Below are 16,687 nucleotides of genomic sequence, written 5' to 3' on the forward strand. Positions count from 1 at the left end.
TATCCAATGATAATTACTATAATTGTCTATAAAGATATTATCTCCTTTATAATTGAAAGAGATATGAATTAATATTTTTTTAGTTAAGAATTTTGAATAATAATAGAATACCTCAGTAACTAGTGAAGAGTGACAAGTACGCAGTAAATAAGTTAAACTGTCATCTATTACTAGTTACTGCTCACTTTATAATCATATTTTAATAATCTAAATCATAAAATACAAATCTTAATAATGAAAAAAAGGAAGTGAGTTTTTACTCACTTCCTTTTTTACCTTTTATTAGGCTTCTATATTTTCTTCTACTTCTTCACGTCCATGTAACAATCTTCTTAATTTTCCTTTTATCCAAGTAGAAATATCATCAATAATTGAATAAATAGTAGGAATAATCACTAGAGTTAGAATAGTAGAGAATAATAGTCCGCCAACTACTACTACAGCCATTGGCTGTTGAGCTTCTGCTCCTTTACCAATTCCTAATGCCATTGGTGATAAACCTAATATTGTAGTTAAAGTGGTCATCATAATTGGTCTTAATCTAATTGGTCCAGCATTTAAAATGGCCTCTTTTCTACTTTCCTCTTCTCTTCTATGATTAATGTAATCTATTAATACAATAGCATTATTAACCACAATACCTGCTAACATAATAATCCCTATAATTCCTGGAACATTTAAGGAAAGTCCAGAAACTGCTAAACCTAATATTGCACCAACTAAAGCTAATGGTACAGTAAACATAATAATAAATGGATAGATTAAAGATTCAAATTGAGATGCCATAACCATATAGACTAATACTATAGCAAGAATTAAGGCAAAACCTAAATCACCAAAAGACTCTTTTTGATCTTTACTTTCTCCACCATATTCTAATCGATAAGAAGTTGGAATACTAAGCTTATCTACTCTCTTTTCAATATCCTGTTGAACCTCACCTAATGAACGTCCATAGAAGCGAGTCAATACTCGAATCATACGCTCCTGATTTTCACGTTCAATAGTCGTTGGTCCATTAGAGAATTTAACATCAGCAATTTGTGACAAGGGTACTGTGATACCTTTGGAAGAAGTAACTTTTAAATCTTTTAATCTATTAATAGTTCCTACTTCCTTATCTTCTAATTGTAATAAGATATCATACTCTTCTCCACCTTCTTTGTACTGACTAACGACTTTACCTTTAATTGCAGTCTGTACTGTAGAGGCAACTTGTGATTGGTTGAAACCTAATTTCTTAGCTAATTTTCTATCGATATCAACTTGAATCTCCGGTCTACTTTTATCAAGACTCAACTCTACATTTCTAGTTCCATCTACCTTTCTAACTTCATCAGCAACAGTATTGGCAATTTCAGTTAATTTATTCAGATCAGATCCTTGAATTTTAACTTCAATTGGAGCCCGGTTACCACCACCCCCACCTAAGATAGAGGTTTGAGCAACAACTTTAATATCAGCTCCAGCAATACCTTTGACTTTGGATCTTAAGTCTTCTACTACTTCACTAGTACTTCTCTCTCTTTGACTAATATCAACTAACTGTACTGATATATTAGCTTTATTTGATTCAGAAGCACCTAATCCACCATTAATACCAACATTAGTATAGACTATATCAACTTCTGGAATCTCATCGATATAAGTCTGAATTTTCTTAGTTATATTATCAGTCTTCTCTAGTATCTTACCTTCAGGTAAATCTATACTTACTGTGAATAGACCTTGGTCTGTCTTAGGCATATATTCTGTTTTCAAAGGAATTATACCTGTTTTTACACCTAAACCAAAAGATACTAGACCTACAATAAGTAATCCAACTACTATAAATCTATGGTTCAAGGATTTTTCTAATAATGATCTATAAGATCTTGTTACTTTTCCTGATTGAAACTCTTGGTCTGGATTATCAAACTCTTTTTTAACCCTTAATAATTTTGAAGATAACATTGGAATTAAGGTTAAAGCTACCAATAATGATGCAAATAATGAAAAGGTAACTGTTAAGGCTAAAGGTCCAAAAATTTCAGATGCCAAACCCTCTACATAAGCTATTGGTAAGAATACAGCAGCAGTAGTTAAGGTGGAGGCTAATACCGCAGTACCTACCTCAGCCGTACCTTTTTTAGCAGCTTCAAATTTACCTTCTCCTTCTTGTCGATGGCGATAAATATTCTCTAATACAACGATAGCATTATCTAAGAGCATCCCTATTCCTAGAGCAACTCCTCCTAGAGTCATTAAGTTTAAACTTAAATCAGCAAAATACATCATTACGAAAGCTGTTACTATCGAAATAGGGATTGCTGTACCAATAACAATTGTACTTCTAATATTCTTTAAGAATAATAGTAGAATAAATATTGCTAATCCACCACCAACAACAGCATTTCTCTTAACATTATTAATTGCATCTTCAATAAAATCTGCTTGGTTAACAACTATTTCAATATTAACATCACTTTTTATCTGCTTGCTCAATTTTTTTAATTCTTTTTCTACTGCATTAGCAACCTGAACTGTATTAGCTCCACTCTGCTTTTGTACTGCTAAACCAATACTCTTTTCACCATTTAAATAAGTATAAGATTTAGCCTCTTCTTCAGTATCTTCAACGGTCGCAATATTGCTTAAAGTAATGTTCTGACCCTGTGGAGTCATAATCTCTAAATCTCTAATCTCTTCTACATTATCAAATTCACCAGTTGTTTTAACTAATAAATCTTTATCACCTTGTTGAATTGTACCACCAGACATATCCAAATTTGATGATCTAATAGCAGAAGCTATACTATTTAAAGTTAGACCATAAGCTGTTAATCTCTCTTGATTAACATTTATATGAATCTCTCTTTCCAGTCCCCCAGAAATATCTACTGAAGCCACTCCAGAAATTCTCTCTAAATTAGGTTTATAAACATCTTCGGCAATTCTTTTCAAATTATCTAAAGTACCATCCCCAGATAGTCCCATCTTCATAATTGGTTCTTGAGTCGGGTCAAACTTTAGAACCATTGGTTTATCTGCATCTTCTGGCAAATAATCTTCAATTAGAGAAACCTTTTCTCTCATATCTAAAGTAGCAAAATCCAAATTAGTTCCCCAATCAAATTCTACTATTACCAATGAACTACCAGGGTCACTTATAGAGATTAAATTCTTTACATTATCAACTGTTGCGATAGATTCTTCTACTGGCTTGGTAATCAAATTTTCTATTTCCTCAGGACCTGCTCCTTCATAATTTACACTAACTACAGCATAAGGTAAATCCAATTCTGGCAACAGATCAATTGGTAATCTAGTTAAAGAAACAATTCCTATCAATAATACAGCTAAAACAATCATACTGATTGTAACAGGTCTATCTACTGAAAAATCAGATATTTTCATTAGTTATCACCTCTATTGACTACCTGCACCTTAGCTCCTGCTCCTAAATCTTCTTGTCCAGTAACCACTACTTCTTCTCCTTCTTTGATACCACTTAAAATAACAACTTTTCCTGCGGCAGATAATCCAGTTTCAACTTTTCTTCTTTCTGCAGCCCCATCTTTAATGATATAAACATACTCTATATCTGCTTCTTCAAATATTGACTCTTGTGGTATCACAACTTTATTATTTATCCTTTCAGATACCAAATTAATTTCTGCATACATTCCACCCTTAATTAAATTATCTTGATTATCTATTATTATTTCAACTGGAAAGGCCTTTTTCTGTTGATCCATTACTGGACTTATACTATCAACTCTACCAGTGACTAATCTTTCTAATGCATTAAAATCGACCTCTACTTTATCGCCAAGATTGACCTTATTAATATTTCTCTCACTTACATAAGCTACAATTTTTACTTGATCAATATTAGCAATAGCTATTACCGGCTGACCTCCTGCCATCTCTCCTTCTTCTATATTTACAGCTGAAATAATCCCTGAAATTGGAGCTTTAATTTCCGCTTTGCTTAATCTTATATTGGCTGCCTGATAAGAAGCTTTAGCCTGAGATACTTGTGCCTCTAAAGCCTTAATTTCTTCTTCAGTTGCACCATTTTGGGCTAATTTTAAACTCTGCTTAGCAGTCTCATATCCACTCTTGGCTGCTATATATTTACTTTTCATTGATTCAAATTGTTGCTCAGAAATAACATGTTGCTTATAAAGTGTTTCTTGTCTGTTATAAGCTTTTTCAGTCTCTTCATAAGAAGCTTTAGCTTGCTCTAGTCGAGCCTTTAATTGTGCTATTTCTTCTTCTCTAGCTCCCCTTAAGGCCTTATCTAAATTCGCTTGAGCAGCCTTTAATCCTGCCTCTGCTTGCTCTACTTGAATTTTTAAAGTATCTTTATCTAAGACTAATAATCTATCACCTTTATTTACCTTATCTCCAACTTTAACATAAACCTTCTCTACTTCCTCTTGTACCTGTGGAGTAAGCTGGACTGATTTACTTGCCTCTGTAGACCCTACCACAGTTACATAATCTGACAGTTGATCTGCTTTAGCAGTTATGCTTTCTACTGGTATTTTAGGCTTCTCTTCCTTCTGATTAGCTATAGTCTCTTCATTTTTTTTCCCACATCCAATTATTGAAAAACTTAATATAGCTATTAATAAGACTACTACTAGTTTCTTATTGCTTAAAATTTTCATACCATTACCCCCTTATTAATTAACCGCCTTACCCATTGCTCTTTCTAAATTCGCTATCTCTAAATTATAATCATAAATAGCTTCATAATAATCAGTTTTAACCTCTTGTAAAGTAGTTTGAGCATTTAATACATCAAAACTAGTTACAATTCCTTCTTTATATTTCAATTCAGTTTCTTTAAGATTTTCTTTGGCTTCAGTCAAACTAAGTTGCATTAATTGAATACTCTGTTTGGCTTCAGATATTTTTAACAAACTACTTTCAATTTCTAATTCTATAGCATCTATAGATTGTTCTTTAGTAGTTTCAAATTTCTCTAATTCCTTAGTAGCCTGCTTAACCTTAGAACTTTTAGCTCCCCCATCAAATAAGTTATAGTTAAGCATCAAACCTACTTGCCAATCACCATCGGAAACTGTAAAGCTATCATCAGTAGTATTATAATTACCAAATAGATTAAGAGTTGGATATCTACTACTTTTGGCTAATTTGACACCAAGCTCTACTTTGTCTTCAGATAGCTCTAATAATTTTAGGTCTGGACGATGGGAAAAAGCATATTCCTTTACTTCTACTCGGTTCAGTTCTATATCTTCCCATTTAAGTTCTTCATTCACAGTTACCTCAACATCATTTTCTAGATTTAAGGCATTCTTCAAACTAAGTTTAGTTAGTTTAAGTCCATTTTGGGCTTTTAATAGCCCTTGCTTTGCTCTATATAAATTTACTCTAGCCTGTAAAACATCTGTATTAGTAAAGATACCAACCTCCCTATTGGCTTTAGCAATCTCCACATAACGAGAAATTTTATTTATATTCTGCTCACTAACTTCTACCATCTTTTTAGTTTTTAATACACCATAATATTTATTCAGTATCTCTTCTTTTATTTCTTGCCTTTTTTGCCTAGCTTTTAATTTTGCAATCTCTAAACCTTTTTTAGCCTGTTCATAAGTAGCTGTTGTTCTCCCCCCAGTGTAAAGAGGCTGATTTAAGTCTAATTTAAAGCTATAACTATTTAATGAAGACCCAGCTGACTGTGCAGATGAAAGTATTCCTTCAGATATCAATCCCTCCATAATTGGATTTTCAGGTTCTTCTCCTAATCTAGTATAACTACTACTTAGATTTAATTTAGGAAGAAATCCTGCTCTAGCTTCTTTTACTTTATCCTTAGCTATCTCTAATTCTTGTTCAATCTTGATTATTTCAGGATTCTGCTTTAATCCTATTTCTATTGCTTCTTCTTTATTTAAAACAATTTTTCCATTCTCTTCAGCAGCATAACTCCCTACTGTCGTAAATAAAATACAAATAACTGTTAATATAACTAATTTATTTCTCATCTAATCTAATACCTCCTAATTCTTGACCATATAGTCAGTTTTATCTAAAAAATATAGCAACTAACTTGCTATACCCTTCAAGAAAATTTCCATAATAATATCGACCTTATCCGTAACTTTACCATTTTGTCCTTGATAAAAATGTGGATTAAAGGAACTAACTATTCCTAATAATATCCTAGCTGCATCTTGACTATCAATATTTAATTTTATTTTTTCTTCCTTTATCCCCTGATCAATAATAGTTGAAATCAACTCAACTCGATTTTGATTATAATTAATTATAATTTCTTTAAATTCTTTACTTATAGCAATACTACTTTCTCTAAACATCCTAGCACCACGTTTATTCTTTTCAATAAAATTAAGAACTGATACCACTATTGACCTTAATTTTTCAATTGGATCATTAAATTTTAATATATTATTATTTACCATCTGGTCAATCTCATTCATCTTTGATACTGCAGTTGCTTCAAATAATTCCTTCTTACTTTCAAAATACCAATAAACTGTACCTTTAGCAACCTGTGCAAGATCGGCTATCTCACTTACCTTAGTCTTATGATATCCTCTTTCTTCAAATAATTCTATAGCCGCCTGAATTATTCTATTTTTTTTATCCTCTTTACCCATCTATGTAGCCCCTCTTCCCATCTGCTAGAATTTAATTGAACCAAACTCAATTGACTAACTAGTCAATCATATTCTGATTATAGCAAGCTTTTAATAAGATGTCAAACAAAAATAGCTTAGTGGAAATATTTCCACTAAGCTATTTTTGTTTAACTACATTTGGAATGTCCACAACTTAAGCAAAAATTACATCCTTCCTGCATTCCCATAGAATACTCACCACAGCTAGGACACTTTGCAAATCCATCTTCAACCTCTAATTTATCTTCCTTGTTAATTTCTATTACTTTATCTTTTTTATCCTTCTCTTCATTATCATTTACCAATACACCACTTCTAGAACCTTCTCGATAATAAGTAGTTCCTTTACATCCTAACTCATAGCCTTGCATATATAATGTCTTTACCTCTTCAATACTATGATCTTTTGGAGCATTTACCGTTTTACTTATACTTGAATCAAGATATTGTTGAATTCTAGCCTGTACCCTAATATGTTCTAGAGGAGATAGTTCAGGAGCAGTTACAAAATAATCAGGTAAATCTTTACCTTGATTCTTATACTCCTGTGCTAGCCAATGATAGACCTTTCTTCTTCCTAAATTATCTTGCCTATAATATTCCCAATTAAAATTAGGCTCTATACCAGAAGAAACTCCAGCCAACATTCCCGTAGTTCCTGTTGGAGCTTGAGTAAGAATAGATAAGTTTCTAACTCCATATTTAGCTATCTTTGCTCTAATTTTTTCCGGTAATTGCTTAATGAAGTAAGTATTTAGATATCTTTCTTTTTTAAACCCTGGAGCTGCTCCTTTTTCCTGAGCCAGATCTGCACTCATTTCATAAGCAGTATCTCTGATAAAAGAGTATACTTTATCTATAAATTCTAAAGATTCATCAGATCCATATTTAATTCCAGCTAATAACATTGCATCAGCAAGACCCATAGTCCCTAAACCAATTCTTCTAATTACACTCTGCTTTTCTTCAATTTGAGGATAAATATAATCATTTTCATCTATAATTTGATCTAAAAACTTAACTCCCGTTCTCACAGTAGCCTTTAATTCATCCCACTTAACTTCTCCATCCTCATCTACAAAATGTATCAAATTAATAGAACCTAAATTACACACACTCCATCCACCTAAGCCTTGTTCTCCACAAGGATTAGTTCCAATAATTCTTTCTACACCTCTAGTGTTTGACCATTTGTTATATCTTTCTAAAAATACAACACCAGGTTCAGCCACCTTTAACGCCAACCTACAAATCAAATCCCACATTTCTCTAGCTTTGATCGTTTTATAGTGCTTTATTGGATAACCTTTATTTTCCCACTTTTTAATATTTCCATCCCACTCTTCATTATATTTTGAATAACTTGTATCAGGAAACTTAAGCACCCAATCACCATCATTCTTTACAGCCTTCATAAATTCATCAGAAATTCCCACTGACAGATTAGCCCCATTTAACTCTTCTAAATCCTCTTTAACTTTTATAAATTCTAATACATCTGGGTGCCAATCCTCTAATAGATACATTTGTGCTCCTCTTCTACTTCCACCCTGGCTAACTTGTAATATAACGCCATTCATAGCTTTCATCCAACTTACAGTACCACTTGACTTACCATTTACTCCAGCAACATATGAATCACGCGGCCTTAATACTGACCAATTTAGACCTACTCCACCACCACGAGCAGATATCTCTACACAAGATGAGATAGTATCCATAATAGCACCTCTACTATCTAAGCCCTCCTCATTATTTGTCTTATTATGAAAAGGAATTACATAACAGTTATAGAAGGTGGCCTCACCTTGATTACCAATTCCAGCTAACTGCCTTCCTGCAGGTACAAATTTAAAGTCTTTTAAAACATTATAATATTCATCATATAAATCATTATTTTCCTTTGATAAAACCTTTGCAATCCTTTCCCACATCTCTTGAGGGATATCTTCAGTTAAATTCCCATTCTTGTCTTTTAAAGCATATCTGTCCTCAAACACTGCCTGTCTCTGTTTATTCCATTCTGGTAACACTTAATACTCCTCCTTTATTTTAAATCTAAATATTCGAATAATGAAGTTTAGTAATATGTAAACAAAAAACACTATATATTGTGCCTTAGATTTAAACTAACACAATATATAGTATTCTTTCTATCAGGATAAATTCCTTCATTTTATTTAAATTTTATTTTCTTAGCATTTCTAATATATTATTTTAATATAAAAAATAAAAAAAGACAAGGAAGCCCTTGCCTTTTTTATTAAGATAGAGAAATATAAACTATTTACGTGAATAGAATTCTACTACTAAGTGGTCATCAATTTCGATAGGAACATCTTCTCTATTAGGCATCGATATTAATTCTCCACTAAAGTTTTCCATATCTCGTTTAATATACGGTAATTCTTCTAAATGTCTTTCTGAAAAATTCTCTGTAAAGAGTTCATTTTTTCTAGAACTTTCTTTTAATGTAATTACATCTCCAACTTCTATTGCATAAGATGGTCTATCTACTTTTTTACCATTAACAAGTATATGTCCATGACTTACTAATTGGCGTGCTTGACGTGTTGATCTGGCAAAACCAATTCTATACACCAAATTATCTAATCTAGTTTCTAATTTCTTTACTAAAACTTCACCTGTAATTCCTTCTTCATTCATAGCTTGATTCACATAACGAAGAAATTGTTTTTCCATTACTCCATAATAAGCTCTTAGTCTTTGTTTCTCTAATAATTGTTTACCATATTCTGATAGTTTCCTAGCATCTCTTCTTGATCTTTTATCTGCACGCTTCATAGCTTTAGGATGACCATGAACATTTAGCCCTAACCTTCTAGCTTCTTTGAAACGTGGACCTCTCATATTTGCCAACTTTATCTTATCCCCCTTGTAAATTATAATTTTATTTTTATACCTGCCGCGGTAATCTCCCTTTTAAATTCCATATATTATTATAACATAAGATTAGTATTTTGAAAATGATTATTGTTATCTTTTTTGTTTTTTTATTCTAGTATATTATCTTTTATATTATGAATCATAAAAGGAATAAAAATACATGCTAATTAAAATTTATTTCACCTCTACTAAGTCCCCCTTTATTATATCAATTTTAAAAGAATATAGTCATTCAAATCTAAAGTGACATTCTTAGGTGCTAGGAGTTAGTTTATAGGAGTTAGTAAGGCCTTCCTACCTCCTATTTCCTACCGCCTAACTCCGAAATTATCGCTTTATCTTAGCCATATACTTAAATTTCATTCTAAAATTAAAGATCTATACTGTTAATCTTCAGCATAACTTTACATCATTGATTAAATATAGTATCATTAAAGAAGTAATTTTCTAATTATTATCACTGTATTAATTTATAAAATCTATAAGTTAATTATATTAAGGATAAAATACAATTGATGTTAGTCTTGAAAGGAGGCATAAAAATGAATAAAAAACCTGAAGATACAAGAGTTATAGTTGGCATGTCAGGAGGAGTTGATTCTTCAGTAGCAGCTCTGTTATTGAAAGAACAAGGCTATGATGTAATCGGAGTCTTTATGAAGAACTGGGATGATACAGATGAAAATGGTGTTTGCACTGCTGAAGAAGATTATGAAGATGTTAGAAGAGTCTGTGATCAAATCGGAATCCCTTATTATATAGTTAATTTTGAAAAACAATACTGGAATCAAGTATTCACCTATTTCTTGGATGAATACAAAGCAGGTCGTACACCTAACCCAGATGTAATGTGTAATAAGGAGATTAAATTTAAGGAGTTTCTTAATCACGCTCTCAAATTAGATGCAGATTATCTAGCTACTGGCCATTATGCTCAAGTTAAAGAAGCTAATGGTAAATATCAATTAATAAAAGGTGTTGATAATAATAAAGATCAAAGTTATTTCCTATGTATGTTAAATCAGAAACAACTTTCTAAAACAATCTTCCCTCTTGGCCATTTAGAAAAATCTAAGGTCAGAGAAATTGCTGCAAAAGCTGGCTTAGCAACAGCTAATAAGAAAGATAGTACTGGAGTCTGTTTTATCGGTGAACGTGACTTTAAAGAGTTTTTAAGCACATATATTCCAGCACAGACTGGAGAGATTAGAAATATGCAAGGTGAAGTATTAGGCAAACATGATGGTGTAATGTACTATACTATTGGACAACGTAGAGGCTTAGGTATTAGTGGACATGAACCTTACTTTGTTATAGATAAAGATGCCAAAAACAACATCCTATATGTTGGACAAGGTGCAGAACACAATCTCTTATTCTCTCATGGACTTTTGGCTGTTGATCCCCACTGGATTAGTGGAGAACCACCTAAATTTCCTTTTAGGTGTAAGGCAAAGTTTAGATATAGACAACCTGATCAAGAGATTATTATTTATAAAAAATCAGATAACGAACTACTAATAAAGTCTGCTAAAGAACAACGTGCTATTACTCCTGGGCAATTTGCTGTCTTCTATAAAGATAATATTTGCTTAGGTGGAGCTGTTATTAATGAAGGAATTTTAGAAAAAAGTGAAGTTGAGAAAATGATTGCTAAACTATAAATAGATATTACTCTAAGAAGGACTAATGAATTAGTCCTTCTTTTTTATTTTATAGTTTAAATTCTTTCTAACAATTACCATGTTTTAAAGTGGATATATTACACAAAATAACAGATAGAAACTAATACTTATAATTACATTCTATGAAAGGAGCATAATATGGCAGTTAAAGAGGAATCACTTAAACTAGCAATTAAAATGGAAAAAGAGAGTTATCATTATTATAATAATCATATTGACGGTGCCGAAAACCCCTTATCTCGCAAAGTCTTAGAAAGCCTAGCAGCTCAAGAATTAGATCATGTAGATAAGGTCAAAAAGATAGCTTTTAATAAACCTATTGAAGAAAATGATTATCAACCTGAAGATATTGAGAGTAAAGTCCAAAAGGTATTTGAGAGTTTTTCAGAAAGTGAACGTGAAAATTGGAAAGAGAGCAATACTAATATCTATAGACATGCTATGGAATTGGAGCAAGATACTTATGAGATCTATGAAAGATTAGCAAAACAAACTAATGATGATACAGAAAGAAAGTTCTTCGAAGCTTTAATGCAGGAAGAAGAATGGCATTATGAATCCTTGGAAAATGTCTTTAATTATTTTGAAAATCCAGGTGATTTTTATGCAACTGATGAGAGTCAAACTTGGCCTTGGATGAATATTTAAAAAGGATGGAGGATATCCTCCATCCTTTTTACTAAGTTTATATTATAGGTACTATCTTAATGCTAGTTAATCATAATAAATTTAAATTAACACTATATACTAATACTTATTTTTTACTTAGCTACCCTAATAATTACTGATATACTAAAGAAAATTTTTTATTTATACTTTTCTATATTCTCCTTTATACATAAATAAATAAAAACTCAGCCTATTATAGGCTGAGCTTTTGGGAAGAAGAGTAATTTACTCCTCTATTGGGACTTTAAATATAGTATAGCAATAACAAATTACAATTAGATTAACACTATGTTAACATAGTGTTAACTCTAAATATTATCTTCTTTATTTTAAAAACTCAAACAAAAAAATCTTTGTTAAAATTAACAAAGATTTTTTACTATTAATAGCTTACCCAATCAGCAGTAACCATATATATAACTCTTTCACAAATATTTGTAGCATGATCTCCTACTCTTTCTAGATGTCTACTAACAAACATAAGCATATTACCTTGTTTGATGGTTTTAGGATCTTCCATCATATAAGTAAGCAACTCTCTAAAAATTTGACTATCTAATTTATCTACTTTATCATCTCTTTTAGCAGCCTCTTTAGCTTTCTCCACATCTAGATTAACGAAGGCTTCTAAGGAATCTCTAATCATACCTTGTACTAGCTCTCCCATTCTTGGAATATCAACTAATGGCTTAACTAATTGCTCTCCTTCAAAAGTTCTAGTGAATTTAGCAATATTCTGTGCCAAATCTCCCATTCTTTCAAGATCTGTAGCAATCTTAGAAATCATATCAATCCTTCTTAAATCCTTTGCAACTGGTTGTTGCAAAGCAATCAATTGAATTGCTTCATGCTCTATTTTGGCTTCATAATCATCTAAAACATCATCATTTTCAATAACTTCATTTGCTAAATCAATATCTTGCTCTACTAAAGAGGTTACAGCCTTATGAATAGTTTCTTCTACCATACTTCCCATCTTTAGAATATTTTGATTTAATTGTTCTAATTTTTGATCAAAATTCTTCCTTACCATTTTATGCCCCCCTTTTATCTCAAACTTAGCAAGTAATTAGTTTTTATCTTAAAAAATTTATCATTAATTTAAATAACTATATTCTCTTATTAATATTAACCAAATCTTCCGGTAATATAATCTTCTGTCTTCTTATTATCTGGTTTCTCAAAGATTTTTTCAGTCTCACCATGCTCGATTAATTTCCCCATATAGAAGAAAGCTGTGTAATCTGAAATTCTAGCAGCCTGTTGCATACTATGAGTTACAATCACTATTGTATATTCTTCTTTCAGATCTTCAATCAACTCTTCAATCTTAGCTGTAGCAATTGGGTCTAAAGCCGAAGTTGGTTCATCCATTAGTAGTATCTCTGGATTTACAGCTAAAGCACGAGCAATACATAACCTCTGCTTCTGTCCACCGGAAATCCCCATAGCTGAAGAATCTAATTTATCCTTTACCTCATCCCATAATGCAGCAGATTTTAAGCTATCTTCTACAATTTTATCTAACTTTGCTTTATCTTTTAAACCATGGGCTCGAGGTCCATAAGCTACATTATCATAGATGGATTTAGGAAATGGATTAGGATGCTGAAATACCATTCCTACTCTTTTTCTTAAATCTACAATATCAATTCCTTCTTGATAAATATTCTTCTGATCTATTAAAACCTCTCCATCTACTTTAGTTCCTTCAATCAAATCATTCATTCTATTTAAAGTTCTTAAGAAAGTGGACTTACCACATCCTGACGGACCAATAAAAGCCGTAACTTTATTAGCTGGTATTTCTAATGAAATATCATGTAAAGCTTGAAAATCTCCATAATAAAAATCTAAATCCTTAACTTCAATAGTATTCTTAGCCATAAAGTCTCCTCCTTAGTATCTTTTAGCTTTTTTGCGTAACCAATATCTTAATAAGATAGCAATCATATTCATAGATAGTACTAATGCTATTAAGACTAAAGCTGTACCGTAAGCCAAAGGTCTAACCTTTGCTATATCATGATGCTGTGTTGACATTACATATAAATGATAAGGTAAAGCCATAAATTGACTATAAACTGAATCAGGCAAGAAAGGTAAAAAGAATGCAGCCCCTGTAAATAAGATAGGTGCAGTTTCTCCTGCTGCTCTTGATAGTCCAAGAATAGTTCCAGTTAACATACCTGGTATAGCATAAGGTAATACATTAGTTCTGATTGCATGCCATTTTGTTACTCCTAAGGCTAATGAACCTTGTCTATAACTATCAGGAATAGTCTTTAAAGCCTCTTCACTAGCAGTAATAGTAACAGGCAAAGTCATCAATCCCAAAGTCAACCCTGCAGATAGAATTGAAGTTCCAAAACCTAATATCTGTACAAATAAAGCTAATCCAAAAAGACCGAAAACAATTGATGGTACACCAGCTAGATTTCTAATTGCCATTCTGATAATTCTAGTCAGTGTCCCTTTTTTTGCATATTCATTTAAATAAATCGCTGCAAACATTCCTAAAGGAACCGCTAATAAAGCAGTTATTATTGTAACAGCAAAGGTACCAAATATCGCCGGGAATATTCCACCTGCTGTCATTCCCTTCTTAGGAGCTTTACTTAAGAACTCCCAATTTATTACTCCAATCCCTTTACTGATAATATCATAAAGTATAACTCCTAAAATAAATAAAACTATTAAAGCTGATAGTCTTAAGATCCAAAAACCAATTTTCTGTTGATTATTTTTTGAGAACATTATTCAGCCTCCTCATACTTGTGTAAGACTAAATCTGATATTAAATTGATTAAAAATGTCATAATAAATAAAACTAATCCAATAGCAAATAATGAATAATAGTGAGTTGTATTATAAGCAACTTCTCCCAATTCAATTCCAACAGTTGCTGTCATTGTTCTAACCGAAGAAAAGATGCTTTTTGGAAAAGCTGGTGCATTACCAGTAGCCATCAACACTGCCATAGTTTCTCCAATTGCTCTTCCCATTCCTAACATTACAGCAGCTATAATTCCTGATAAAGCAGCTGGAATTGTAACCTTGACTAATGTTTGCCATTCTGTAGCGCCTAAAGCAACCGATGCCTTTTTATAATCTTCTGGCACAGCATTAATCGCATCTTCAGAAATACTTATTATTGTTGGTAAAGCCATTATTCCTAATAACACAGAACCATTAATTGCATTTAATCCATTGGGTAAACCAAAAACTTTAGCAATCATTGGACCTATTAAAACTATTCCTAAGAAGCCAATCACTACTGAAGGAATTCCAGCCAAGATTTCAACAGTTGGTTTCAATACTTCCCTAACTTTAGGTGGTGCTACCTCTGATAAATAAGCTGCACAAGCAATTCCTAAAGGAACTGCAAAAAGTAATGAACCAACAGTCACAACAATTGTACTAAATATCAAAGAAACGATTCCATAACTCTGTTCATGATAACCAGTAGGATTCCAAATCGCACTAGTAAAAAATTGGACTATACTAACTTCTTTAAAAGTTGGTAAACTTTCATTTAATAACAAATAAAAAATTCCAACTAAAATTAGTATAACTAAGATTCCATTAAGCAGGAAAAAGTTTTCTATAAACTTCTCTCGAAACTTAGAAAATTTACTTCTTCGTTTCAATTTATTTCACCTCTTTCAATAAGTTTAAACAATTTTAAAGGCCCAACTCATGTTGAGCCTTTCCTTTATTATTCACCTAAATTTCTTTTATTTTGTTCTGTATACTCAGGACTAACAGGGTAAAAACCTTCTTTTACAGCTAATTCCTGACCTTTTTCACTTAATTCATATTTTATAAAATCTAAAATTGCACCAGCTGCTTTACCATTAGTATATTGATATAAAGGTCTAGCTAATGGATAATCACCAGTCTTTACATTTTCTGCTTTTAATGGGCTAGCAGCTTCAGAATTATCATCTTTAGCCACATTTAATACATTTAACCCTTCAACTACTTTTCCATTCTTAACTACATAACCGATACCCACATAACCAATAGCACCTTCATCAGCTTTAACAGCTTCTACAAGTTGAGCATTACCATTCATTCTATTCATCTCAGCTGTATAATCACCATTTAAAACATGATCACGGAAATAAACAAAGGTTCCAGAATTACTTTGACGGCCATATGTAGTTATTTTCTTATCTGGCCCTCCAATTTCACTCCAATTAGTAATCTCTCCTTTGAATATGCTTCCAATTTGATCTACAGTTAAATCTTTTATTGGATTATTTTCATTAACTATTACAGATAACCCATCCATCGCTACTACAATTTCTACTGCTTCTACACCATTGTCTTGTGCTTGCTTTACTTCTTTATCCTTCATAGCACGAGAAGCATTAGCAATATCAACTTTATTATTAATTAAAGCTGCAATTCCTGTACCTGATCCACCTCCAGTTACAGAAATAGATGTATCATTATTCTCCATATAATCTTCTGCCCACATCTGTGTTAAGTTAACACTTGTATCTGAACCCTTTATTTGTATATAACCATTATTACCTTGAGCTTGATTCTGTTCTTGTTGGCTTTCCTCAGTCCCTTGTTGAGGTTGTCCACAAGCAGTTAGTGTTGTAATTATTGCAAATAATGAAACTATTAATAATAATTTTTTTCTTAGCATCTTCTTCCTCCCAAGTTTTATTAATTATTTATGTTTAATTAAAGTATAACAGATTAATATTTAAGAAATGTTACAAAATTGTTAAAAGAGTGTTAACATTG

General features: G+C 31.8%; 13 protein-coding genes. 2 read left to right on the top strand and 11 right to left on the bottom strand.

Translation table 11 applies throughout. From position 1 onward, the window contains the following. Positions 1–282: 282 nt before the first annotated feature. From OREMA_RS0101435 to rpsD, 6 genes are all read right to left on the bottom strand, one after another. Positions 283–3,396 carry an efflux RND transporter permease subunit gene (locus tag OREMA_RS0101435; RefSeq protein ID WP_018247506.1) on the bottom strand — a complete coding sequence of 1,038 codons (3,114 nt, stop codon included), beginning with the start codon at positions 3,394–3,396 and terminating at the stop codon, positions 283–285. Continuing rightward, entirely contained in the window at positions 3,396–4,658 is a 1,263-nt protein-coding gene (locus OREMA_RS0101440) for an efflux RND transporter periplasmic adaptor subunit (RefSeq protein WP_018247507.1), read from the bottom strand. Before OREMA_RS0101440 ends, OREMA_RS0101435 begins: the two co-directional genes overlap by 1 nt. A gap of 15 nt (positions 4,659–4,673) precedes the next feature. After that, positions 4,674–6,005: a TolC family protein gene (locus OREMA_RS0101445; RefSeq protein ID WP_018247508.1), complete on the bottom strand. Its 1,332-nt coding sequence runs from the start codon at positions 6,003–6,005 to the stop codon at positions 4,674–4,676. A gap of 60 nt (positions 6,006–6,065) precedes the next feature. Then, positions 6,066–6,641: a TetR/AcrR family transcriptional regulator gene (locus OREMA_RS0101450; protein ID WP_018247509.1), complete on the bottom strand. Its 576-nt coding sequence runs from the start codon at positions 6,639–6,641 to the stop codon at positions 6,066–6,068. Between the two features lie 149 nt (positions 6,642–6,790). Then, complete coding sequence (locus OREMA_RS0101455; RefSeq protein WP_018247510.1) at positions 6,791–8,695, bottom strand: adenosylcobalamin-dependent ribonucleoside-diphosphate reductase; 1,905 nt, start codon at positions 8,693–8,695, stop codon at positions 6,791–6,793. Positions 8,696–8,945: 250 nt separating this feature from the next. After that, positions 8,946–9,542 carry a 30S ribosomal protein S4 gene (rpsD, locus tag OREMA_RS0101460; protein ID WP_018247511.1) on the bottom strand — a complete coding sequence of 199 codons (597 nt, stop codon included), beginning with the start codon at positions 9,540–9,542 and terminating at the stop codon, positions 8,946–8,948. A 569-nt stretch (positions 9,543–10,111) separates the two neighbouring features. Here rpsD and mnmA point away from each other — a divergent pair. Continuing rightward, entirely contained in the window at positions 10,112–11,233 is a 1,122-nt protein-coding gene (gene mnmA / locus OREMA_RS0101465) for a tRNA 2-thiouridine(34) synthase MnmA (RefSeq protein WP_018247512.1), read from the top strand. A 159-nt stretch (positions 11,234–11,392) separates the two neighbouring features. Beyond that, a complete protein-coding gene (locus tag OREMA_RS0101470; protein WP_018247513.1) occupies positions 11,393–11,902 on the top strand; it encodes a ferritin family protein in 510 nt (169 codons plus the stop codon). Between the two features lie 403 nt (positions 11,903–12,305). Here OREMA_RS0101470 and phoU read toward each other — a convergent pair whose 3' ends face one another. The 5 genes from phoU to OREMA_RS0101495 all read right to left on the bottom strand — a co-directional run bounded on the left by phoU (position 12,306) and on the right by OREMA_RS0101495 (position 16,586). Next, the gene (gene phoU, locus OREMA_RS0101475) at positions 12,306–12,956 is read right to left on the bottom strand and encodes a phosphate signaling complex protein PhoU (protein WP_018247514.1); all 651 of its coding nucleotides are present in this window, start codon (positions 12,954–12,956) and stop codon (positions 12,306–12,308) included. 95 nt (positions 12,957–13,051) lie between these two features. Beyond that, a complete protein-coding gene (pstB, locus tag OREMA_RS0101480; RefSeq protein WP_018247515.1) occupies positions 13,052–13,810 on the bottom strand; it encodes a phosphate ABC transporter ATP-binding protein PstB in 759 nt (252 codons plus the stop codon). A gap of 12 nt (positions 13,811–13,822) precedes the next feature. Then, on the bottom strand, positions 13,823–14,680 hold the full coding sequence (pstA, locus tag OREMA_RS0101485; RefSeq protein ID WP_018247516.1) for a phosphate ABC transporter permease PstA: 858 nt from the start codon (positions 14,678–14,680) through the stop codon (positions 13,823–13,825). Beyond that, positions 14,680–15,573, bottom strand: coding sequence for a phosphate ABC transporter permease subunit PstC (gene pstC, locus OREMA_RS0101490; RefSeq protein ID WP_018247517.1), 894 nt, complete (start codon positions 15,571–15,573; stop codon positions 14,680–14,682). Before pstC ends, pstA begins: the two co-directional genes overlap by 1 nt. A gap of 68 nt (positions 15,574–15,641) precedes the next feature. Beyond that, positions 15,642–16,586, bottom strand: coding sequence for a PstS family phosphate ABC transporter substrate-binding protein (locus OREMA_RS0101495; RefSeq protein ID WP_018247518.1), 945 nt, complete (start codon positions 16,584–16,586; stop codon positions 15,642–15,644). Positions 16,587–16,687 lie beyond the last annotated feature (101 nt).

This window comes from Orenia marismortui DSM 5156 (assembly GCF_000379025.1).
Classification (GTDB): Bacteria; Bacillota; Halanaerobiia; order Halobacteroidales; family Halobacteroidaceae; genus Orenia; species Orenia marismortui.

Excerpts from the sequence above, each read along its gene's own strand:
- OREMA_RS0101435 (WP_018247506.1), bottom strand. The coding sequence starts at position 3,396 with ATGAAAATATCTGATTTTTCAGTAGATAGACCTGTTACAATCAGTATG.
- OREMA_RS0101440 (WP_018247507.1), bottom strand. The coding sequence starts at position 4,658 with ATGAAAATTTTAAGCAATAAGAAACTAGTAGTAGTCTTATTAATAGCT.
- OREMA_RS0101445 (WP_018247508.1), bottom strand. The coding sequence starts at position 6,005 with ATGAGAAATAAATTAGTTATATTAACAGTTATTTGTATTTTATTTACG.
- OREMA_RS0101450 (WP_018247509.1), bottom strand. The coding sequence starts at position 6,641 with ATGGGTAAAGAGGATAAAAAAAATAGAATAATTCAGGCGGCTATAGAA.
- mnmA (WP_018247512.1), top strand. The coding sequence starts at position 10,112 with ATGAATAAAAAACCTGAAGATACAAGAGTTATAGTTGGCATGTCAGGA.
- OREMA_RS0101470 (WP_018247513.1), top strand. The coding sequence starts at position 11,393 with ATGGCAGTTAAAGAGGAATCACTTAAACTAGCAATTAAAATGGAAAAA.
- phoU (WP_018247514.1), bottom strand. The coding sequence starts at position 12,956 with ATGGTAAGGAAGAATTTTGATCAAAAATTAGAACAATTAAATCAAAAT.
- pstB (WP_018247515.1), bottom strand. The coding sequence starts at position 13,810 with ATGGCTAAGAATACTATTGAAGTTAAGGATTTAGATTTTTATTATGGA.
- pstA (WP_018247516.1), bottom strand. The coding sequence starts at position 14,680 with ATGTTCTCAAAAAATAATCAACAGAAAATTGGTTTTTGGATCTTAAGA.
- OREMA_RS0101495 (WP_018247518.1), bottom strand. The coding sequence starts at position 16,586 with ATGCTAAGAAAAAAATTATTATTAATAGTTTCATTATTTGCAATAATT.